Raw genomic sequence first — 23,057 nt, 5'->3', positions numbered from 1 at the left:
GACCTGCATTGGTCAACGCTAAGAGGTCGACCAAAACGAAAAGCGAACGAAAACGGCACGACCACCCGGGGCGCTATGGTTATGGCATGGCGAAAGAGAGAATGGGTACGCGTGCCAGGTTGGCGTCGGTGGATCAGTCGATTCAGGCGCGGTTGATGCGTGTGCGCAAGCGCCTGTTGCCGATTCTGCAGATGGGTATCGCGGCGGGTATTGCGTATTGGATCGCGGGGGACATTATTGGCAACGCGAAGCCATTTTTTGCCCCGATTTCGGTGGTGATCATTATTGGCATGTCGGGCGGGGAGCGCATTACGAAGGCGATCGACTTGTCGATTGGTTGTGCGTTGGGCGTGCTGGTGGGGGATTCGCTGTTTTACAGGTTGGGGGATGGGGGTTGGCAGATTGCGGCGATTGTGTCGGGCAGTTTGTTGATTGCGTCGTTCTTTTCGAAGTCGCAGTTGGTGAATAACCAGGTGGCGATTGGTTCGATTCTGATCGCGACGATTATGCCGCCCGGTGCGGAGGTGACGGGTTTTGACCGTACGATTGACGCGGCGGTGGGTTGCATGGTGGCGTTGGCCACGATTGCTCTGATTCCGCAGGGGCCGATGGAGCCGGTGCGCGCGGAGATTTCGAACTTGATGGGGTTGATGAGTTCAGTGCTTGACGACGTCGCCTCCGGCCTCACCGACCGCGATCCTCAAGTAATCGATGATGCGTTGGAGGCGATCCGCGGGTCGCAGACGGATATTGACGATATGGCGTCGGCAGTGAACGCGGGCAAAGAGACGACGAAGATTTCGCCGTTTCTGTGGGGCGCGCGCCGTTACATCAATTCCCTGAGCTTGGTGATCCCGCCGGTGGATAACGCGGTGCGCTCGTGCCGGGTGCTGGCGCGTCGCGCATTGGTGCTGTGCGAGGACGGTGACCACGTCTCGCCGCAGCAGATTGAGTTGATTGACGTGTTGGCGAAGGCGTGCCTGGATATTTCTGAGGTGTACGAGGTGAAGTCGCGGCGCGCGCAGGCCACCGTGATCCCGCAGATTGTGAACGAGTTGCGGGCGGTGGCGCAGGGCTCGTCGGTGGAACTCCTGGAGAAGGACGCGGTGTTGTCGGAGTACGCGATTCTGGCGCAGACGCGTTCGCTGACGGTGGACTTGCTGCAGGTGTGCGGTATGTCGCGGGAGTCGGCGTTGGCGGCGCTGGCCCCGACCTCTGACACGCCGGCGTACCCGCCGGAGTCCTTCGATTTGCGCTAACCGCGCACCGACTGGATGTCGCGAAGGTGGCGGTAGAACGTCACCCGCTGCAGCGGCCGCGGGTGGGCGACGCCGTCCACCACCAGCGTGATGTCCTCCCCTCCGGACTGTAGAGCCCGGCCAGTCAGAACGGTCGCCGGGTCCGTGAGAGCCGGGGCGACCGTTTTGCCTTTCACAAACATCCCACCCAGTGGCATGCCCGCCAACCCCTCCAGGCGCTGCGGGTCCACGCGACGCCCCTCCGGCACCACGAGCGGCGTGACCAGCCGTGACGCCGCCAGCCCCGGCGCATCCGGTGTGGGCACCAGGCGTGCCCCGAACTGCCCGAAGAACCGCGCCAACGGCTCCTCGCCGGTGCGCATCACCAGCTGCTGCGAATCCACCACGATCTCGCCCACGTACTCGCTGCGCCCATCCCCGTGGGAGAGCGTCGCTGAACCGGCCACCACCACGCCCGTGTCCGTCCTAATACACGGCGACGGCACCACCGGGCCCTCCACGGCCAGGTCCACAGACCCCGCGCCCCACGCCACCGCGGCAGGCGACGCCGGATCAGCCGGCACGTAGGCGACCTCGACCCACATTGCGTCCGCGCGCATCAGCCGCGTCAGCACCGCACTCAGCGCAGCATCACTGCCGGACACGACCACGCGCAGCCGCTCCTCCGGCCGCTGCGGCGCCAGCTGCGGGGCACCCAGGTGCTCCACCGACGGCGACTTCTGGATCTCCGCCAGGCTCGGCGTCGGGTCGTGGGGGAGGGCGGAGATGGCGGCGTCGAGAAGAAAAGAAAGCTCACTTCTCGACGGCACCTCCGGAAGTGTGACCTCCTCCGCACCCGGAACTGTGAGGGAGCTAGCACACGCACAATGAAGAAGACGCATGCCATTCACGCTACAATAAGCCCGGATTAGTGCCTATTAAAGGAGAGAGAATGTCCGCCATCATCATTGTCGGCGCCCAATGGGGCGACGAGGGGAAAGGCAAAGCCACCGATATCCTCGGCGGGAAAGTCGACTACGTAGTCAAACCCAACGGCGGTAACAACGCAGGTCACACAGTAGTTGTGGGCGGCGAAAAGTACGAACTGAAACTGCTGCCGGCCGGCGTGCTCAGCGAGAACGCCACCCCGATCCTGGGCAACGGCGTCGTTATCAACCTCGAAGCGCTCTTCGACGAAATCGACGGCCTCGAAGCCCGAGGCGCCAACGCCTCACGCCTCCGCATCTCCGGCAACGCGCACCTCGTCGCGCCCTACCACCAGACACTCGACCGCGTCCAGGAACGCTTCCTGGGCAAGCGCGCCATCGGCACCACCGGCCGCGGCATCGGCCCCACCTACGCCGACAAAGTCGCCCGCGTCGGCCTGCGCGTCCAAGACATCCTCGACGAATCGATCCTCCGCCAGAAGATCGAATCGGCGCTGGACGTCAAGAACCAAATGCTGGTCAAGATGTACAACCGCCGCGCTATTGAGGCCGACGCAATGATGGACTACTTCATGTCCTACGCCGAACGCCTCAAGCCCATGATTATCGACGCCGAAAACGTCCTCAACACCGGACTGGCCGAAGGCAAGCACGTCCTCATGGAAGGCGGCCAGGCCACCATGCTCGACGTCGACCACGGCACCTACCCGTTCGTGACCTCCTCCAACCCGACCGCCGGCGGTGCCTGCGTCGGCTCCGGCATCGGCCCGACGAAGATCACGGCGACCCTGGGCATCGTCAAGGCGTACACCACGCGCGTCGGCGCGGGTCCGTTCCCTACCGAGCTGTTTGATAAGTGGGGCGAGTACCTGCAGGAAACCGGCGGCGAAGTTGGCGTGAACACCGGCCGCAAGCGCCGCTGCGGCTGGTACGACTCCGTCGTGGCCCGCTACGCCGCCCGCGTCAACGGCTTCACCGACTACTTCCTGACCAAGCTCGACGTCCTCACCGGCATCGGCGAAATCCCGATCTGTGTCGCCTACGACGTCGACGGCGTCCGCCACGACGAAATGCCGCTGACCCAGTCCGACTTCCACCACGCCACCCCCATCTACGAAACGATGCCGGCCTGGGACGAGGACATCACCGGCTGCACCACCTTCGAGGAGCTCCCGCAGAAGGCCCAGGACTACGTCCTCCGTCTCGAGGAGCTCTCGGGCGCGCCGATCAGCTACATCGGCGTCGGCCCTGGCCGCGATCAGACCATCGTCCGCTTCGACGTGATGGACCGCTAGCTTTCTGCTTCCTCCGAAGTTCGGGACCTGGGAGACGCTCCCAGGTCCTCTTTTTTGCTCGGGGCGAGGGGTGGATATATGCCTCTCAACTTTGTTCGGAAAATCGTGAACAAAATTGCGCTTTTTGTGACCGCGCACACAAGCAAATTTGTTCACAATTTCCCGACTCCGCTCGAGAGCACACCTTCCCCCTTCAGGGCTCATGCAGGCCCCTTCAAGTTTGCTCACCACATACGCGGCTGAATATGCTGACCACTATGAACGCAGCAATGCCCGAAGAGCAGCAGTCAGAGCAGCAACAGCAGCTCGACAACGAGCCCATTACTCAGCTCGACCCCGCGCGGGATTTGAGGTGTGACCCTCGCCAGGTGCTGGTGCTGGGCGACAGCGTGGTTGAGGAGGAACTCGCGTGGTCCTTCAAGCAGCTCGGGTTCGACGTGACGCACCTGCGCACCACTGAAATAGAGGCGGAAGACATGCAGCAGCGGTATCCGTCGTTGACGGTGGCGGGAGCCGGGGTGGATCCGGACGTGCTCAGGGAGTTGGAGGAGCGCGCCGGGTCGATTGTGGCGCCGTCGGTGGAGGCGCAGGAGCTGTGCAGTTCGCGTGAGGGCGTGCGGGCGACGGCGACGGATTCCTTGGGCTTGCCGACGTTGCGTTGTGAGTTCGTCCGTTCTCCGGAGGAGCTGGAGGAGGCGGCGTTGCGGTTGGGTTTGCCGGTCGTCGTGAAGCCGGGGCGCTCGTCGGAGGGGCAGGGCCAGACGGTGCTGCGGAGCGAGCAGGACCTGAACGTTGAGGCGGCCAAGGCGTGGGAGGCGGCTGCGGAGGTGGACCCGGAGGGTCCGGTGGTCGTGGAGCGGTTTATTGAGTTTGATTTTGAGTTGACGATTTTGGCGGCTCGTTCGGTGGATCCGGCGACGGGTGAGTTGGCGACGTGGTTCTGTGAGCCGATCGGTACGCGGCATGTGGGGGGCCGTTTGGTGGAGGCGTGGCAGCCGGCGGTGTTGTCGGAGGCTGCGGCGGGGAACGCCCGGTCGATTGCGGCCAGGATTACGGGGGCGCTCGGCGGGCAGGGTGTGTACGCGGTGGAGATGTTCGTGGCCGGTGATGAGGTGTACTTCTCGGATGCGCGGCCGCGGCCGTCCTTGGATGGGTTGCTGACGCGTGCGACGCAGCGCCTGAACCAGTGTTCGTTGCACGCGAGGGCAGTGATTGGTCTGCCTATTGACGCCACCTTGGTCAGCCCGGGCGCAATGGTCCTGGTGGAGGATGTTGTCCCGAGCGTGGATGGCCTTGCGAAGGCGATGTCGGTCGCGGAGACTGGTGTGCGTTTTGTGGATGGTGCTGCGGTGGTGACGTCGACGGGTGAGTCGGCGCAGGAGGCGCGGGACCGGGCGACGCTGGCTGCGTCGCGCCTCTGAACCGGGCCCGTGTTGGATTTGGACTAGTTTACTGGTTTAATTGACAGATTACTGCAATCTTTTTTAGAGATGGAGTTGTCTGCGCATGAACACTTCCCGGTTGGGCATGGCGGTGGTTGCTGCGGTGGTGGCGTCGTCAATTGTGGTGCCGCAGGCGTCGGCGCAGATTGATGTGGAGGCCGCGAAGCCGTTTCTGAACGTGGTTGCGCCGGATTATGCGCAGGCGCTGCATTCGACGGAGGCGTTGTTTTCGCCGGGGAATCCGGATGATCCGGCGACGGTGAGTGGTTCGGTGAAGCTGCCGATGGAGGTGGCGCGTTCGGCGCGGACGGTGAGTGCGTCGGCGAAGGTGCTGACGAACCGCAAGGGGGAGCCGCTGGGGCGGCCGGTGATGGTTGATGATGGTTCGGGGAATTTGACGCCGGCGTTGCATCCGGGGACGTGGGCGCCGGTGCGCCGCGAGCCGATTCGTGTGTTCGCGCAGTGGTATGAGGGCGTGTATACGGAGCATTCGTCGCCGACGTTTTATACGGAGGTGGATGAGAACGGGAACTTTTCGCTGAAGCTGCAGCCGTATGTGGATGCGCGTGGGGTGGAGCGTGAGTTTTTGGCGGATGCGACGGTCGGCGTGGTTGGTTCGGGTGATCGCGGGCGTGATCAGTTGCGTGAGAAGCTGCGCGTCTGGGTGGAGCTGCCGGAGAGCGTGCGGGATGACTACCGCCTGATCCATCAGCCGGCGGGTATTGTGCCGCCGACGAATTGGTTGGGCAATGTGACGCCTTCGTATGAGACGAATGGTTGGTGGCGTGGCGGCAAGGTGAATGGCTTCTTCGTGGCGTACCAGGACCGGAGGAACTCGGCGCAGCATCTGAAGGACCGCTCGAAGTGGGTTGAGAATGACGGCTCGGGAACTCCGTTTGGTGTGTACACGGGGCAGATGTTTTGGAATACGGTGGATACGCCGTATAACCGGCGCTACCAGGAGTCGATGACGAACAATGCGGGGGATGCGCCGGCTGCTGGGATGATGGTGGTCGGCTCCTACTTGTCGGATGAGGCAGTGGCGAAGACGCTCGAGTATGGCAAGAAGCAGTTCGGCAAGAAGGTGCGTAGCCGATCGTGGACGCCGGAGGATGAGAAACAGCTGCAGCTGTGGATCAATGAGCAGATTGCGAAGGACCAGAGCTGGATCGCGGAAACCGCCGTGACCACGACGGACGAGAATGGTGACTTTAACCTGTACTGGCGGGGTACCTACGGTGACACTTACAGCTATCCCGGTCTGGTAGGAAGCTGGCATCACCGGGTTGCGGAGTCGTGGGATGAGGGCTCGTGGGCCAAGGGCAATATGTATTCCAAGCACATCAACTGGGAATGGACCTATATTTCGATCCTGACACCGGACGGCAAGGAGCTGCCGAACAACGTTGGTGCGATCCACCCGTGGGCACTGGGCTACTGGGGCGGCCCAGGTCCGAGTGGTGGCTACTTCGACTACTGGTCGGGTTCGGATGTGCCGTGGCTGAAGGCCTGGGCAGGCTCGGCGTACGCGGGGTCGACGCTGGTGAGCTCGCCGCGCTACGCCTTATCGACGGCCCCCTTGAAGTTCCACGTGGAGAAGCGGAACACGTTTAACAACTGGGCGCCTCCGGGGGAGACGGTTCGCACGTTTGGTTCGGGCGTGCCGCTTTCGAAAGGGTTGAGCTACAAGATCGTCTGGTATGACGACGAAGGTGAACGGGTTCACGAGTGCAAGGCAACGACGCCGGATGACCAGGCGCGCATTGAGTCGTGTGACTTCAAAGTGCCGGATGATGCTAAGCAGGGCGATACGTACATTGCCCGCCTGTTCTACGCGTCGGACGCTGGCAACGTGCAGGCGATGCTGGCGCAGGATTCGTTTGCGGTGATGCACATGTTCCTGGAGTACGGGGATCCGGTTGAGGCGGCCGTCGGTAGACCGGCGGAGGCGACGCCGAGCTTTGATAACCCGGATTCGGACCCGGTGGAGGCGAAGCCGGAGCGCGCGGAGTTCCAGCTGGGCTCGCTGCCGTTCGGGGTTGATGCATCCCAGGTGAGCGTGGATGATGAGGGCGTGGTCCGTTTCACGCCACGCATGGACCAGGTTGGCGAGCGCATTGAGATCCCGGTGGAGATGCTGGACCCGAGTAGCAAGATCCAGCGTTATGATGCGCAGGGTTCGCAGGGCCCGGGCTCGCGTCCGGTGTCGGCCGCGATTGCGACATTCGTGCCGCACGTTGCCCAGTATGCCTTGGAGTACAAGGAGCAGCAGGTGGAGCCGGGGCAGACGGCGAAGTTCCCGGCGCCGACGTTCGATGACCGCGCGACCAAGAAGCATGAGAAGCTCACGTTCGAGGGCACCCAGTTCGAGCTGGAGCGCCCGGTGGAAGGAGTGTCTATCGACGCCGACACCGGCGAGCTCACGGTCGATGTTTCGCATCGCCAGCTCACTGATGTTGAGGTCTCGGTCGTGGCGCACGTCCCGTACGAGGATCCGATCCGCGGCGTGGCTCAGGTTCGCCTCCGCATGCCACTGCCGGTACTGAGCACGGTTGAGCAGCAGTCAGTAGCAGCGGGTGCACACCAGGAGCGTCTGGTCCCGACGGTGGAGAACGCCGGCAACGCACAGGCCCGTCTGGAGCGCATCGGTGCCGAAGGGAAGTCTGTTGAGGGCGCCTCAGTAGACCTGGACCTGGATTCTGGTGCGATGCTGCTGACCGTCCCGGTGGAGACCAAACCTGGCGACGACTACGTGATTGTCGTTTCCGCGCTCTCTACCGGCGAAGAGATCGGCCGCATTCCGCTGCGTGTTACCGAGAACGTCGCGGACCTCTACACGCCGAAGTACCAGGGCGCGACGACGAAGGCCAACGGGGATCTCACACTGGACAACTTGGGCGATGCCCTGCCGAAGGATGCAGAGGTCTCCGTCAGTGGCCCACTGGACTGGGGCGTTACCGTCGAAGGCGACGCGGTGAAGCTGCACGCGCCGAAGGACGCGAACCCGGGCACCGTGGTCTTCGATATCACGGTGCGCTACAAGGACGGCTCCTCCGACGTGATCTCGGTGCGCGTCCGCGTGGCCGCCCCGGTCACGACGACAGCGCCGACCTCCACCACACCGACCTCAGCTGCCCCTACGGCGACGGTGTCGACGTCCACCGCGACGCCTGAACCAGCACCGGTGACGACGAAGGGGACGTCGACAAGCGAGGCGACCTCGCAGGTCCCGACCACCCCAGCGACCGCGCCGGGCACCACCCCAGTGCCGACCACCTCGGCGGCCCCGATTCCGCCGGCGGACGCCCGCGCGAACTACGCCGACCCGAATAGTGCGCTCGGCCGCGTGCCGGTTGACATGGGCGGACGCGCTATGACGCGCGATCCGTTCGTCGACTCGCTGGCGCTGGTGCGCAGCTACGAGATGCACGCCCCGGCGGGCGCGCACGGCTGGGATTTCACCCTCGACGAGAACACTGGCCAGATCCACGCGGTCGCGCCGTCGCAGGAGTTCCTGGCCGCGCTCTTCGAGGAGGCCTACGGCAGCGCCCGCGACGGTGTGGTGCAGCTGCGCCCGCCTGTGTGGGCCCAGTTCGCGGTGGATTTCCAGCACGTGCTTCGCCCGGCGGTCAACGTCATCGTCGAGCACGAAGACGGCCGCGTCGAGCTGGCCACAGCAGCCTTCGAGCTTATCGACGCCCACAAGCACCCACTGCTCGACCGCACCGCGGACGCCGACGGTGATGGCGTGTCCAACCTCGACGAGCTGGAGCAGCGCACGAACCCGTTCGCCGTGCCCGCCCCGACCCCGACCACGGAGCCGGAGCAGTCAACCGAGACCACTACGCCTGCCACCCCAACCACGATGGCCCCGTCCGAGGATCCGAAGCGTTGGGAAGTGGAGAAGTGCATCGCGGTGTCCGTCGCGGCTGGCGTGCCGCTGCTGTTGCTGCTGCCGCTGGGTATTGCGGCGCAGGAAATCCCTGGCGTGCAGCAGGCACTTGCTCCGATGCGCAAGGCGATGGGCGACGCATTCGGCCCTGGCGGCCAGTCCGGCGTGAAGAACCCGGAGATCGCGCTGGCTGGCGCGGGCCTGCTGGCGTTCGGCGTGGCGCTCAGTGCGCTGATCTACACGCAGTGCGGGCCAGAGGTGAACAAGGACGGGCTGAGCAGTAAGCAGTAGAGGTCGGTTCCGGTATAGTCAAGCGCATGTCTGAGTGGAGGTTTGAAACCCTAGAGCTTGAGAACTTTCGTAACTACGAACGGTTCTCGCTCCACTTTCACGAGCGCTTGACTGTTCTTACCGGTGTGAACGGTGCCGGAAAGACTGCAGTGCTGGATGCATTGAAAATCATCCTTTCGGTGCCAGTTGGGGTTTTCGGCTACCAAGCAGTTGGAATCAAGCAGGACGACGCGCACTTAGCGCCACAGTTGGGAAACAACAACCGCGTGTCTCAGGTGGAACCGTACTACCCGGTGTCCGTCAATGCTGACTTGGTATGTGGCAATGAACGTTTTGAGATGACGCGCTCACTCAACGGGCCGAAGCGGAAAACAGTTGGGGCGAATTCTGAATTCCGGAAGTACTGTGAGTCCTTGAAAGAGGAGCTTATCGCGGACGCGAGTATGAAGACCGCTCCGCTCCTTGCAGCGTATGGTGTCGAGCGCTTAGTGAAGGAGATTCCGCGCAAGGCGTCTGTGCCCACTTCCCGTCTATCGGCCTACGACAATGTGCTGGATCCTCGTTCGGATTTGAACCAGCTTTCGTCATACATTGAATATCTGGACGCGCAGCGCCTCGACGCGCTCAGCGCTGACGAGTCTCTTAAGACGAATGCCGATGCACAGCAGCTGCAGTCCATCTTTGACTCGTGCAATAGCATCCTTGAGCCAACAGGGTGGGGGAATGCCCGGTGGGACCGGAAGGCGAAGTCCGTGGTGCTTACGCACAAGCAACATGGGACCCTGCCACTTTCTTTGATGGCAACTGGCACGAAGATTTGTGCTGGTCTAGCGCTTGATATCGCTACTCGTATGGGCCGACTCAACCCACACCTTTCTGGTGAGGAGCTGCGGCGCCAGACTCCGGGCATCGTGCTCATTGATGAAGTGGACATGCACTTACACCCATCGTGGCAAAGGAAGATTTTGCCGACGCTGTTGGAAACCTTTCCCGCCGTACAGTTCATCGTGACGACGCACAGCCCGTTGGTCATTGCCAACGCGGAGACGGCATCAGTCCGGGCTCTCGTTGACAATGAGGCGCACACACCCGAGTATGCACAGGGCCTTGATATTGAGACGGTAATCGAACGAGTCCAGGGGGTGGATCCTACACCGGATACAGCGAACCGCAGGATGCTCACCACCTATATGGAGATGGTTCACGCCGGGCAAGGCAATAGTGAGGAAGCCCTTGGATTGCGCCGACGGATTGAGGAATCCCTCGGCGGCCTCGACCTTGTACCAGAACTATTGGAAGCAGATGCGTATCTGTTTCTTGAAGGTGACGGTTAGGGGGGGAACCGACAGTGTTTATTCAGCGCCGTCAGGACAACCAAGAAGAACAGCAGCTGCGCGCAGAGCTTCAACGTGCGCTTCGCCAGGGCTTGGAGTTCCATGATTACTCAGGCAAGGATAAGCTCCGTGCGTTTCTGCTGAATCGCCAGGGCCATCGGTGTGCTTATTGTGAACGAAGGATCAACGACAAGCGACGCACTTCAAAGAAATCTCAAGCAGACACGCGCCGCGCTCCAACGAATAAGATTGAGCACTTTCACCCTCAGAGCAGTGAGGCTGCTAGTGATGAGTGCAGGGCTGCTGCGGGATGTAACGAATTGCACGAATCTTCTCTGGAACTCACCAACTTGCTCGCGGTGTGTGCAGGGCAGACTGACTTTGCAGGTGCGGTGAGCCGCCATTGTGATACCAGTAAGGCAAACACTGACATTTGCGCCCAATTGAAGAACCCAAACACCGCCGAACAGCGCGATCCATCGGCTCCTGAGTTGGGCAGCCTGGTTGTCGTGGAAAGGGATGGGACCGTGAGTCCAAACCCGGCATATTTTCCCGGCGAAGAGGAAATGAAGGCCGCTCAAGACGTTCTCAACGATGTACTCAACCTCAACGCCATTTGGCTGAAGGAGAGTAGGGCAAAGCTGTACGCACTCTTGACACGAGGCCTTGTTAGCGCGATCAAAGAACAGTCGCGCAAGCACCACAACGTGAGCCGACGCCAGCTACGTCAGAAGATTGTGAGGGCGCGACTCAGAACGCTTGAGGCGAAAGCGCCGGAGTTTCCGTCGGTCTATCTCAGCTTCTGTGTAGAAAACTCGAAGTAGACCGACTTATGTCAATCAATAGAGTGCCCCTATTGGGGGGTGTTTCGCCCTTCTTGGAGAATTCTCGCCATCACTTTGGCTGATCTTTGTCGGGAAAAACTCAGGGAGGAACTCGTTTCGGCAATTGCCGGATAAGACACCGAACTAAAGGTCTGGCACAAATGTCGTGAGCGCTACGTTTGTGTTTCGGTGGATGTGTTTGGGCTCTATTCCCGTTGGGGCTCAAAGAATGTTTGGCGGTAATCCGCTTGACTGCTGTTGAAAGTCAAAAGAAATAGGGCCGTTATCAATCCATTCTTAAAACGCTTTAACCAAAAGAAAAGTAACCGGCCGGGGATGGGGTTTCAGTTTGGGTCGATGCAGGCTGCTGTGGATTCCGGCCGAATAGGGGCTGAATGCGGGCGGAATTGCGCAAGTTTCTCGCGAAAAAGGATTCCTGGAACAGTGCACTCCTGTCGATATTGTTTAGTTTCGGGAAAGGTCTGTGCACCTTATTGACGGGCACGGACACAACTTTCTGGACATTCAGATCTTCGGGAAGAAGGAAGAAACATATGCGAAAGAGCATCACGGCACGTCGTGGCACTTCGATTGCTGCCGCGGCGTTGTCCTTTGCACTGGTGGCCCCGCTGGCCCAGCCAGTTGCGTTTGCACAAGACAACCCGCCGGCTTCTGCTGCTCCTGCCGCAAGCGCTGACAAGGGCGCGCAGCAAGCAGCAGCGAACGATGCAGATCCGTACGGCGCGATCTACTCGCCCGGCGTCAGCGGCGGAAAGCACACAATTAGCGGTAACGCCATGGTCTTCGACCAGCTACCGGGTAGCTCATGGGGTCCGAGCTTGCCAGAGTATGGCAAAGCACTGCCAGCTGTGAACTCAGGAACCGGCGCAAACTTCAAAGGCGCTACCGTATACGCGCAGTGGTTTGAAAAGCCTGACAAGTCGGCCACCGGTGGCGAACCCAACGTGGCTTCACCTATCTATAAAACGACGGTCAACGAGGACGGTACGTTTGCGATTAATATGCGTCCGTACCTGGATCCGACAGGCCAATATCGCGAATTCTGGGCCCAGTACGCCTTCACTGCAGGAATGCGTGGACAGCGGGTAAAGATCTGGGTTGATGGGTACGATCGCAACGAGTTCCGCGCTGCGCGTGGCTACGGTGAGCGCGTCATGCCCGATGGAACGGTTATTGATACCACTGGTGGTGTCTACTGGAATACCCCGACTGGTTATGTGTCTAGCGCGCACCAGCTCTTCGTCCGTAAGTCGAAGCCTGAGGAGATGCTTGGGTCAGAATCCGGATGGCGAGAGGTCTCGGAGCAAGAAAAGAAGATGCCGTGGTCGAACGGTGGAGCCATTACAGGTAAAGCGTACTGGAACCTGAACCAAGGTCTGGGTAAACAGGCTCAGAAAGACCTGGCTGGATCTAGGGGTGACCGTAAGGTCAAGGGTCTAAAGGTTGTCGGCGCGTATCTCTCTGACAAGGCAGTGAACGCGATTACCAAATATGCTGAGGAGAACCGTGGTTCAGAGTTCCAGGACCACACCCTTCGCGGTGCAGGTTGGGATATCCAGGATGAGACGAAACTCCAAGCATGGATTCGCGACCAGATCAAGCAAAACCCTGACTGGATTGCAGAAAAGGTCACCACGACGACGGACGGTAATGGTGAATACCGCCTGCAGTTTAAGGGTACGTATGGCATTTTGCCGAACAAACCGGGGTACGTTCCGGAGGAGCTGGCCGGAACTGTAGCGAAGGACGCGGCCGATGGCACGTTCACGGCGAACACTGCGTACCTCTATGCTGACGCCAAACACGTGAACTGGGACTGGATGTATGTGGAGGCTCCCGACCTGCCAGAGGGAACGTCCAACATGGGCGCTTGGCGTGGGAACGTGTGGCAGGGGTTGACGTCCACAAACTGGGGTGTGTCGAACCTGGCGACGTCTGAGCCGGCCGATCAATTCGATATGCGTGGTATGCAAGCAGTACTCCGCACCCCTAACTACAACATTTCGTCGTGGGACATGGTTCTGTTCCCGAACCGAATCAACTTCGAAGTAGCAAAGTACGATTCGAAGACGAAGTTCGCGCGGAAGGGTGACTCTACGTTCGCGCAGACCGCCAGCTTGCCAGCGGCGGATATGAACGCGTTGTATGAGGTTGAGTGGACGGACTCGAACGGCAAGGTCCTGCAGGTCTGCAAGGGTGCTGATTCATCAGGCAAGCTGCTTCCAAGTGGTGAGGGCAACGGCCTCACTGCGTCCTCTGCCGGGACGTTGCCGAACTGCCCCGTGAGTGTTCCTGAGGACCTCAAGGAAAAGACCATCTACACGGCGACGCTGTATGGCTTGGACGAGAACGGTGCACGAATCCCGCTCGGGTCTGACTCGTTTACCGCGGTGGTTGGCATCGCGGCAGAGGTCGGCCCGAAGTATGAGGAAACCCCTGCACGTATCGGCGAGGAGACCTCGTCCAAGCCTGCGACGTTTGTAGACTTGGAAACGGGCGAGCCGATCCCTGCCGATGACAAACGCCTAGAAGGCGCAACATTTGAAGTCGTCGAGGATGCGATCCCAGAGGGTTGGGCCGTGGTCGTCGACCCGAAGACCGGTGTAGTCACAGTCACGACTGGCCCGAATGGACGCGACGGGCATGCGCTCAAACCGGGCGATATCGAGGAGATCCCGGTCCGCGTCAAGTATTCCGACGGCACGACGAACGGCGCGATTGCGCCTGTGCGTATTGCTGGTGAACGCGACGAAGTTGAACCAGCCTACGATGAGCAGCGTGTGGTTCCTGGAACGCCTGCTTCGGCTGAGCCAAAGTTCTTTGCTCAGCAGCTTGACGGAACCGTTACGGAGGCTGCTGTCGAGCGCCCCGAGGGTGTTTCGTTCAAGAAGGATCCAGACTTTGAAACCCCGGCCGGGTACAAGGTTGATGTAGACCCCGCGACCGGAAAGGTTACGGTGACTGCTCCGGAGAAGCCTGCCGATGATACCGCTGAGGTTGTCACGGTGCCCATCGTTGTCACCTACAAGGACGGCACCGAAGACACCGTTGAGGCTGTGTTCAAGCTTGACACTGATGGCGACGGCACGCCGGACGTCGACGACACGGATGACGATGGTGACGGCATCGACGACGTCGACGAGGAGAAGGCCGGTACGAAATCGAAGGATGCAAATTCTGCGCCGTCGAGTATCGGAGATATTGACGACGCCACCGTTACCGTCCGCGAGCCCATCGACCCGATTACAGTGGTGGTTGAGAAGCTACCTACTGGTGGTTCCGTTGAGGTAACGGGGCTGCCTGATGGTCTGACGTACAACAAGCAGACTGGCCAGATCGAGGGCACTCCGACAACGCCGACGCCGGAGGGTGAGCCTGCCGAGGTCACCGTGAAGGTGCTGGGCGAGAATGGCGAGCCAGTTATTGATAAGGATGGCAAGCCGGTTGAGAAGACCTTCAAGATCACGGTGCAAAGCCAGGCAGGTAAGTACAACCCGCAGGGTAAGGACCAAGAGGCTGCGAAGAACTCGAAGCCGAAGGCCGAGGACTCGGTCGCGAACAAGGACGAGCTTCCGGAGGGCACCGAGTACGCCTGGAAGGAAGCTCCGAAGACCGACACTTCTGGTGACAAGAAGGCTGTCGTTGTTGTGACCTACCCGGATGGCACCACCGATGAGGTGCCGGTGACGGTGAAGGTCGCTAAGGATCAGGCTGAGCAGTTCGACCCGGAGGGCAAGGACCAGACGGTCGAAACCGGCAAGAAGCCGGAACCGAAAGACAACGTCAAGGACGCGGACAAGCTGCCGAAGGGCACGACCTTCGCATACAAGGAAGACCCGGACACCTCTACCGCTGGTGACAAGCCGGTCACCGTCATTGTGACCTACCCGGACGGTTCCACTGACGAGGTGCAGGCCACCGTGAAGGTGGAGGATCCGAAGCCGCAGCCGGAGCAGCCGGAGAAGTCCGACGCTGACACCTATGACCCGCAGGGCAAGGACCAGACGGTCGAAACCGGCAAGAAGCCGGAACCGAAAGACAACGTCAAGGACGCGGACAAGCTGCCGAAGGGCACGACCTTCGCATACAAGGAAGACCCGGATACCACTACCGCTGGTGATAAGCCGGTCACCGTCATCGTGACCTACCCGGATGGTTCCACCGACGAGGTGCAGGCCACCGTGAAGGTGGAGGAGCCGAAGACGAAGGATCCGAAGCCACAGCCGGAGCAGCCGAAGCAGTCCGACGCCGACACCTATGAGCCGCAGGTCCAGGACAAGACCGTCGAGCCCAACGAGGTTCCTGAGGCGAAGGACCACATCACCAATATCGACGAGCTGCCGGAGGGCACGACCTTCGAGTATGAGCAGGCTCCGGATACCTCCACTGAGGGCGACAAGCCGGTGACCATCGTCGTCACTTACCCGGATGGCACCACCGACAAGGTCAACGCCACCGTCAAGGTGCAGAAGAACGCAACCGACGCCGACAAGAACGATCCGCAGGGCCAGAACCAGAAGGTCAAGACGGGCGGTACCCCGGACGCGAAGGGCAATATCAAGGACGCCGACAAACTGCCAAAGGGCACGTCGTTCAAGTACAAGGAGTCCCCGGATACCTCGAAGCCGGGAGTCTACGACGTCACTGTTGTCGTAACCTACCCGGACGGTTCCACCGACGAGGTACAGACGACCATTACCGTTGGCACCGACGCCGAGCGTTTCATGCCGGAGTACGACAAGGTGACGGGCGTTCCGGTTGATGGCGAGAAGGACACCAATGACCCGTTCGGCACCAAGGCGCCGGTGAAGGGCGTTGAGGCGAAGAAGCCGCAGGGTGCTGAGAAGTGGGCGTTCACCCCGCAGGAGAACGGTGTGCTCACGGCGAAGGCACCTTCGATGAAGGATGTCTCTGACGAGTTCGCGGCGAAGCTGCCGGAGCTGAAGAGCACCGAAGTCGATAAGCGTTGGGATAAGTTCTTCGAGACGTTCACACCGTTCGCTCGTCCGTCTGTCGAGGTTGGCTTCACCTATGATGACGGCTCGACAAACAGTGCGACCGCCAACTTCGACCTGATCGGCAAGGATGGCAAGTCGCTGCTGGATCCGAATGGCGACTTCGATGGTGACGGCGTCACGAATGAAGCTGAAGTTAAGGCTGGCTCGGATCCGGCGAACGACGGCGAGAAGCCAGATACCACTGCGCCGACGGTGAACCCGATTACGGCGGGTGACACGAAGATCTCCGGTAAGGGTGACCGCCCGAACGAGACGATCATCGTCATGCTGCCGAATGGCAAGGAACTTGAGGCGACGACCGACGCGAACGGGAACTGGTCTGTTGACCTGCCAAAGGGAGTTGACCTCAAGCAGGGTGACAAGATCAACGTCAGGGACGGCGCTGGGAATGAGGCGAAGACAGTCACGGTCGCTGGCAAGGTCAACGCTGGTGCCTGTGCAGCGTCTGCTGTTGGCTTCGGCCTGCCGCTGATTGCGCTGCTGCCGCTGGGTCTGGCCTCCCAGGTCCAGATCCCTGTCCTGAGTGACCTCGCTGGTCAGGTGGAAGCACAGCTGCAGGCTGCGAACACGCGCATCCAGCAGCAGGCTGGCATCTTCAACCCGGAGATGGCACGGCAGGCAGAGCGTATCAACGCCCAGCTGCGCACGGTTGGCGCTGACCTCGGCATGGTTGTTGCAGGCATCGCGCTGATCGCCGCTGGCATCCTGGCCGGCACGATCATCTACGACAACTGCAAGCCTGGCGGTCCTTCCTCCTCGGTCAAGGACCTGGAGCTGCAGGGTTCGTCCGGTAAGACGACGAAGCTGTCGTCGAAGAAAGACAACGCGAAGGCTCCTGCAAAGCCGACCTCCGATGCTGACCCGAAGGCGCCTGCGACTGAGACGCCAAAGAAGTAAAAGGACCACGGTGTAGCTCCCTCCCCCATGCAGGGGGCTACATTATTTAAATTTGGCCTAAAACATCAGTAAGAAAATTAAAGGTGTCGCCTATTACTATTGCTGTAATAGGCGGCAACTTTTTCTTTCAATTATTGAAGCTAATTGTTTCGACAAATATTAACATTTGTATTTTAGTTTGAATGAGCTGGTCCTAATGGAGCCGCGTCGAATAGCATTTTATATGGATACCGAAGTGTAGCAATAGGAAAACCATAGTTTCGGAACTGCGCAATTCTGACAATTGTCATTGTGTCGATTGGAGAATTAGAAAAGCGCTGTGGGAGTCCTGGAGTTCTTATGGGTTGATACAATTTACAACGAGTGACTAGACCCAATCCGACCTTCGCCTCGACGACCTGCGGTAGTGCGGGTTTTAGAGCTTTAGGTCAGTGAAGTTGAAGTCATATTGATTGGACCATATGGAAGGAATGTTTATGCGAGGCCAATATAAGGCACGTCGTGGCACGTCGCTTGCTGCGGCTGCGTTGTCATTTGCATTGGTTGCGCCGCTAGCGCAGCCTGTTGCGTTTGCGCAGGAGGCTCCTGCTGCAGTTGCGGGTGCTGAAGCTGCTGCTGATACGCAGGGCAAGAACAAGATGGTGCCGAACGCCATCTACACCAAGGGTGGCTGGCGCGATTTTGGCGGCTACCACGGCTACGCGTACATCAATAAGGATGGGCGTGCGGACGATTTGAGCTCGAATAACGAGCCACTCAAGGGCAACGTCATTTACCTGCAGTACGTGACGGGCAAGGGGGAAGTGTCTCCGACGTTTTACACCACCACGGACTCCGAGGGTCGCTTTTCCTTTGATTTGAGGCGTGGGGTGACGGATAAGGTTGGTGCCCCGGCCTTCCACCTGGCTGGCGCTTCCAACTTCAGGGTCCGCGTGTGGGGTGAAAACCCCGACCCAGAGAAGTACTCGGTGGTCATGGCTGGTGACATGGAGTCTGGCCGCTACACCACGCGTACTTACCGCACTCAGGAGTCGTGGAACTTCACGGCTGGTCCTTCTGGTTCGCGTATCACCAACGGCCGTTTCGTACTGGAGGAGAAGCCAAACCATGTCGGTTGGTTGGCAAAGCCTGAGTCCGAGTGGACGCGCGCGCTTGACGGTGAGACCGGTAAGCCGACGGTTGATGGTCAGTTCCCGGACTATGGTGCGTTCGGAACCATTAAGAGCCTTGCTGCGCCGAACCAGTCGATGGTGTGGTGGGAAAACGGCGAGGACGCCGGTTCTTTGCCGGAGTACTACAAGTACCAGCCGAAGCAGGGTGATCGTGCCGCTGGTGGTGTAGAGATTGTCGGCTCGTACCTCAACGATGAGGTTGCGCGTCAGATTGATGCGTGGAAGGAAGCGAACAAGGGCTACACCGTTGAGCAGGAGCGTGCGAACCAGGAACGCATCATCACCGAGTATCAGAAGGAGCACGGTGAGGGCTCGCATATCGCTGAGACGGTAGTCGTGCCGTCGAAGGATGACGGCACGATCTACCTGCCGTTTAAGGGTACGTATGGTACTAGCCGGGACAAGATCGGCAACGTATCAGAAGAAGAGTTCGGCACGGTAGCGCCGAAGTTCGAGATGGACCGCGGTAGCCGTTACGGCGCGTTTACTGGTCTTGCTATTGGTAAGCGTCGTCACATTAATACGGATTACATGTACATCTACCCGCGTATTGAGGGTCGGGATGTGAAGAATTCGGCGTTCCCGATGAACATGTTCCAGAACTACAGTGATTCTGGCACTGTGGTGGCGGGCGCGAATATGAACGGCCTGCAGTTCCCGTTGATGTCTGCGCAGCCAATCTTCGATATTCCTGAGTATGACTCTGCGAACAACAAGGGTCGTGCAGGTTCGAAGGTGACCACGAAGACGGCTGGCTTGATGCCGAATACGGACTACGCGATCCGTTGGTACGCAACTGATCCTAAGGGCAATCAGGTTGAGCTCAAGGATAAGATGTGCAAGTTCAAGAGCGATGACAAGGGCGCCTTGAAGTCTTGTGATTTCCAGGCTCCTGAAGACCTGAAGGAAACTACTGTCTACACGGCTGCTGTGGTCAGTGTGGATCCTGCATCGGGTGAGCCTTCTGATCGTTGGGAGATCGCGGACTCGTTTACCGCTGTTGTTCCTGCACCACTGCCACTGGGTTCGCGGTATGACGACTACAAGGCTGAAGACGTCGCTTCGCTGTTTGCTAAGGCGCCAGACAACCAGGCGGAAGGCACAGCTCCGAAGTACTCTGTCGAGGGGCTGCCTGAGGGCCTGAAGATTGATGAGGCGACCGGCAAGATCACGGGTACTCCAACTAAGGCGGGTACCACTGAGGTGACCGTAACCCGTGAGGTTGAGGTCATGGTGGACAAGTACGTTGGTGTCACCGATAAAGACGGTAAGCCAGTGTATGAAAACCCGGACGAGACAGATCCGACCAAGCTTATTCAGAAGACTGAGAAGTCCACTGTGCCTGAGAAGCAGCAGGAGCGTGTCATCACAAAGATTGTGATCACGGATACGCCGCTGGAGGCTGGCACTGTTGGTAAGCCTTACGAGCAGGAAGTAAAGCCTGAGGGCTTCGGTCCTCTGCCGCAGGGCTTTGAGGTGAAGGAAGGCTCGATTTCGGTCGAAGGTCTTCCGGAGGGCTTGAAGTTCGAAAACGGCAAGATCACTGGCACGCCGGAGAAGGCTGTTGAGGCTTCTGAGGAGAAGCCGAATGTGACAGTGAAGTACGTTCTGGTTGATCGTGATGGCAACGAGACCGAGCACGCCGACATCGTCCCGCTGGCTGTGAGCGTTAAGACCACGGTCGACGAGTCTGGTAAGAAGCCGGTTGATCCGACTGATGAGAAGCAGGGCACTGGCGTCATCGTCAACAACCCGGATGAGGACACCAAGGTTTCGGCTAAGGATGAGGACGGTAAGGATGTTCCTGCCGTGATCAATCCGGAGACCGGTGAAATTGAGGTCACCCCGGGTAAGGACGTCGATGGTCCGATCAACGTGACTGTTGAGGATCCGGATCTTGACGGTGGCAAGCAGGATGTTGAGGTTGAGGTCAACGGCCACAAGAAGGGTGTTGACGACAACGGCTCCGACAAGACCACAGTCGACGAGTCTGGTAAGAAGCCGGTTGATCCGACTGATGAGAAGCAGGGCACTGGCGTCATCGTCAACAACCCGGATGAGGACACCAAGGTTTCGGCTAAGGATGAGGACGGTAAGGATGTTCCTGCCGTGATCAATCCGGAGACCGGTGAAATTGAGGTCACCCCGGGTAAGGACGTCGATGGTCCGATCAACGTGACTGTTGAGGATCCGGATCTTGACGGTGGCAAGCAGGATGTTGAGGTTGAGGTCAACGGCCACAAGAAGGGTGTTGACGACAACGGCTCCGACAAGACCACAGTCGACGAGTCTGGTAAGAAGCCGGTTGATCCGACTGATGAGAAGCAGGGCACTGGCGTCATCGTCAACAACCCGGATGAGGACACCAAGGTTTCGGCTAAGGATGAGGACGGTAAGGATGTTCCTGCCGTGATCAATCCGGAGACCGGTGAAATTGAGGTCACCCCGGGTAAGGACGTCGATGGTCCGATCAACGTGACTGTTGAGGATCCGGATCTTGACGGTGGCAAGCAGGATGTTGAGGTTGAGGTCAACGGCCACAAGAAGGGTGTTGACGACAACGGCTCCGACAAGACGCCTGAGACTTCGGTCGTTCCTGGTGATAACACGACGGTTCCGGCTGATAAGACGCCGCATGAGGTTGGCAAGGTTGAGAACCCGAAGGGTGATGAGTCCGGCAAGCTTGTTGACAAGGACGGCAAGGAGATTGACGGCTCCAAGGTAGAGATCGACGAGGACGGTAACGTCAAGGTCACTGTGCCGGAGGGTACTGATCCGCAGGATGCCAAGGTCATTGTCACTGATAAGGATGACAAGACTGTTGGTGAGATCGATGTGAAGATCGTTGATCCGAAGTCTGATGCTGCGAAGTTCGTACCGAACTACGGTGATCGTAAGAACGTTGAGGCTGGTAAGACTGAGCCGTCGAAGAAGCCGTTTGAGGGCAAGACCGATGTTCCTGTGAAGTCGGCGAAGTCCACGCCGTCTGAGGGTTCTGAGGATTGGAAGTTTGAGACTTCGCAGACGGATGGTGTTGTCACGGCGACTTCCCCGACCTACGAGAAGGTTGGCGAGAAGATTGCTGAGAAGATGCCTGAGCTGAAGAAGACTCCGAAGGAGCAGCGTTGGGATAAGTTCGTCAAGGACTTCACTCCGATGGCGAAGCCGGATGTAACGGTTGATTTCGTCTACGACGATGGTTCTGAGAACTTTGGTAAGGCTGGTTTCGATCTGGTTGGTAAGGATGGTAAGTCCTTGCTGGATCCGGATGGTGACTTCGATGGTGACGGTAAGACCAACCGTGAGGAGATCGAGAAGGGCTCCAACCCTGCCGATAAGGAGAGTACTCCGGATGAGACTGCTCCGACCATTGATAAGGTGACGGAGGGTGATAAGACGATCTCTGGTAAGGATGATCGTCCGAATTCGAATGTCACGGTTGAGTTCCCGGATGGTACGAAGAAGACGGTACCTACCGATAAGGACGGTAACTGGAAGGTTGATGTTCCGTCTGGTACGGAGCTGAAGCCTGACGGCAAGGTCAAGGTGACTGACGAGGCGGGTAACGAGTCGACGACTGACGTCCAGCGAAAGCCGGACAACAGCGACGACGACAACCAGCAGACCCCAGGCGAGAAGCCTGACCCGGCTCCTGGTGACAGCCTGGACTCCCTGGACTTTAAGTACCCAGCCGAGACCAATGTCAAGCCTGGTGCGAAGGGTGAGGCTAACCCGTCCTTTACCAAGGATGGCAAGCCTTACACGCCAAAGGACATCAAGGCTAAGGATCCGAAGGCTGCGGGTGCTACTGACTGGCAGTTCGGCACGAATGGCCCAGCAGTCACCGGCCAGGCACCGTCCATGGGTCAGCTGGCGAAGCAGTTCACTGGCAAGTACGGCCAGCCGAACGATACACGCCGTAAGCTGACGTTCGAGCAGTTCACGAAGGACTTCGGCAACGTGGCAAACCCACTGGCGAAGTTCGGCGTTACCGATGGCAAGACCACCAAGAAGGGCGAGGCACAGTTCCGCCTGGTCGGCCAGGACGGCAAGTCCATCCTGGATCCGAGCGGTGACTTCGACGGTGACGGTGTTCCAAACGGCAAGGAAATCGAAAAGGGTCTCAACCCGTTCGATCCGAAGGAAAACGGCTTCGACGCTGGCCGCTGTGCAGCATCCGCTGTGGGCTTCGGTCTGCCACTGATCGCGCTGCTGCCACTGGGTCTGGCTTCCCAGATTCAGATCCCGGTGCTCAGCGACGTCGCTGCGCAGGTTGATGCTCAGCTGAAGATGGTGAACACCCGTATCCAGCAGCAGGCTGGCATCTTCAACCCGGAGATGGCACGTCAGGCTGAGCAGATCAATGCCCAGCTGCGCACCGTTGGTGCTGACCTGGGTATGGTCGCTGCGGGTATCGTACTGATCGCTGCCGGTATCCTGGCTGGCACGGTCATCTACGACAACTGCAAGCCTGGTGGCCCAAGCTCCTCCGTCAAGGACCTGGAGCTGAAGGGGTCCTCCGGTAAGACGACGAAGCTGTCCTCCGACAAGGGCAGCACAACGACCCCTGCAAAGCCGACCGAAAAGCCGGCTGACCAGAAGAAGCAGCAGTAAATAGCCGAGCCTCGCGCTACCCCCGTGAGGGGGTGGCTGGTGAGGTAAACGCTTACTGAAAGCCTTCTAAGA

Annotated in this window: 9 protein-coding genes; 8 read left to right on the top strand and 1 reads right to left on the bottom strand. The window is 59.6% G+C overall.

Translation table 11 applies throughout. The features are described 5' to 3' along the window. Positions 1–86 precede the first annotated feature (86 nt). Positions 87–1,259, top strand: coding sequence for an FUSC family protein (locus BQ4436_RS04110; RefSeq protein ID WP_070975595.1), 1,173 nt, complete (start codon positions 87–89; stop codon positions 1,257–1,259). Here the strand turns inward: BQ4436_RS04110 and BQ4436_RS04105 are convergent. Continuing rightward, the gene (locus BQ4436_RS04105) at positions 1,256–2,140 is read right to left on the bottom strand and encodes a hypothetical protein (protein ID WP_070975594.1); all 885 of its coding nucleotides are present in this window, start codon (positions 2,138–2,140) and stop codon (positions 1,256–1,258) included. The two genes, BQ4436_RS04110 and BQ4436_RS04105, sit on opposite strands and share 4 nt — an antisense overlap. Before the next feature lie 50 nt (positions 2,141–2,190). On the opposite strand from BQ4436_RS04105, the gene BQ4436_RS04100 reads away from it, so the two are divergent. The 7 genes from BQ4436_RS04100 (at position 2,191) to BQ4436_RS04070 (ending at position 22,985) form a co-directional block, all read left to right on the top strand. After that, a complete protein-coding gene (locus tag BQ4436_RS04100; protein WP_070361829.1) occupies positions 2,191–3,480 on the top strand; it encodes an adenylosuccinate synthase in 1,290 nt (429 codons plus the stop codon). A 257-nt stretch (positions 3,481–3,737) separates the two neighbouring features. Continuing rightward, positions 3,738–4,901: an ATP-grasp domain-containing protein gene (locus BQ4436_RS04095; RefSeq protein ID WP_255366115.1), complete on the top strand. Its 1,164-nt coding sequence runs from the start codon at positions 3,738–3,740 to the stop codon at positions 4,899–4,901. A gap of 85 nt (positions 4,902–4,986) precedes the next feature. Continuing rightward, a complete protein-coding gene (locus tag BQ4436_RS04090) occupies positions 4,987–9,105 on the top strand; it encodes a YPDG domain-containing protein (protein ID WP_143000803.1) in 4,119 nt (1,372 codons plus the stop codon). Positions 9,106–9,131: 26 nt separating this feature from the next. Then, positions 9,132–10,439 (top strand): AAA family ATPase, encoded by a 1,308-nt coding sequence (locus tag BQ4436_RS04085; protein ID WP_070479561.1) that lies wholly within the window; start codon positions 9,132–9,134, stop codon positions 10,437–10,439. Positions 10,440–10,453: 14 nt separating this feature from the next. After that, positions 10,454–11,263, top strand: a complete 810-nt coding sequence (locus BQ4436_RS04080) for an HNH endonuclease family protein (protein ID WP_070975592.1) — start codon at positions 10,454–10,456, stop codon at positions 11,261–11,263. A 554-nt stretch (positions 11,264–11,817) separates the two neighbouring features. Continuing rightward, complete coding sequence (locus BQ4436_RS04075; RefSeq protein ID WP_070975591.1) at positions 11,818–17,199, top strand: Rib/alpha-like domain-containing protein; 5,382 nt, start codon at positions 11,818–11,820, stop codon at positions 17,197–17,199. A 476-nt stretch (positions 17,200–17,675) separates the two neighbouring features. Further along, a complete protein-coding gene (locus BQ4436_RS04070) occupies positions 17,676–22,985 on the top strand; it encodes a putative Ig domain-containing protein (RefSeq protein ID WP_070975590.1) in 5,310 nt (1,769 codons plus the stop codon). Positions 22,986–23,057: the final 72 nt, after the last annotated feature.

The organism is Corynebacterium sp. MC3 (assembly GCF_900099485.1).
GTDB lineage: Bacteria > Actinomycetota > Actinomycetes > Mycobacteriales > Mycobacteriaceae > Corynebacterium > Corynebacterium pseudogenitalium.
This window is presented reverse-complemented; position numbering and strand designations above follow the sequence as displayed.

What these genes read in the sequence shown, in the direction of transcription:
- BQ4436_RS04110 (WP_070975595.1), top strand. Translation starts at nt 87, where the DNA reads ATGGCGAAAGAGAGAATGGGTACGCGTGCCAGGTTGGCGTCGGTGGAT.
- BQ4436_RS04105 (WP_070975594.1), bottom strand. Translation starts at nt 2,140, where the DNA reads ATGCGTCTTCTTCATTGTGCGTGTGCTAGCTCCCTCACAGTTCCGGGT.
- BQ4436_RS04100 (WP_070361829.1), top strand. Translation starts at nt 2,191, where the DNA reads ATGTCCGCCATCATCATTGTCGGCGCCCAATGGGGCGACGAGGGGAAA.
- BQ4436_RS04095 (WP_255366115.1), top strand. Translation starts at nt 3,738, where the DNA reads ATGAACGCAGCAATGCCCGAAGAGCAGCAGTCAGAGCAGCAACAGCAG.
- BQ4436_RS04090 (WP_143000803.1), top strand. Translation starts at nt 4,987, where the DNA reads ATGAACACTTCCCGGTTGGGCATGGCGGTGGTTGCTGCGGTGGTGGCG.
- BQ4436_RS04085 (WP_070479561.1), top strand. Translation starts at nt 9,132, where the DNA reads ATGTCTGAGTGGAGGTTTGAAACCCTAGAGCTTGAGAACTTTCGTAAC.
- BQ4436_RS04075 (WP_070975591.1), top strand. Translation starts at nt 11,818, where the DNA reads ATGCGAAAGAGCATCACGGCACGTCGTGGCACTTCGATTGCTGCCGCG.
- BQ4436_RS04070 (WP_070975590.1), top strand. Translation starts at nt 17,676, where the DNA reads ATGCGAGGCCAATATAAGGCACGTCGTGGCACGTCGCTTGCTGCGGCT.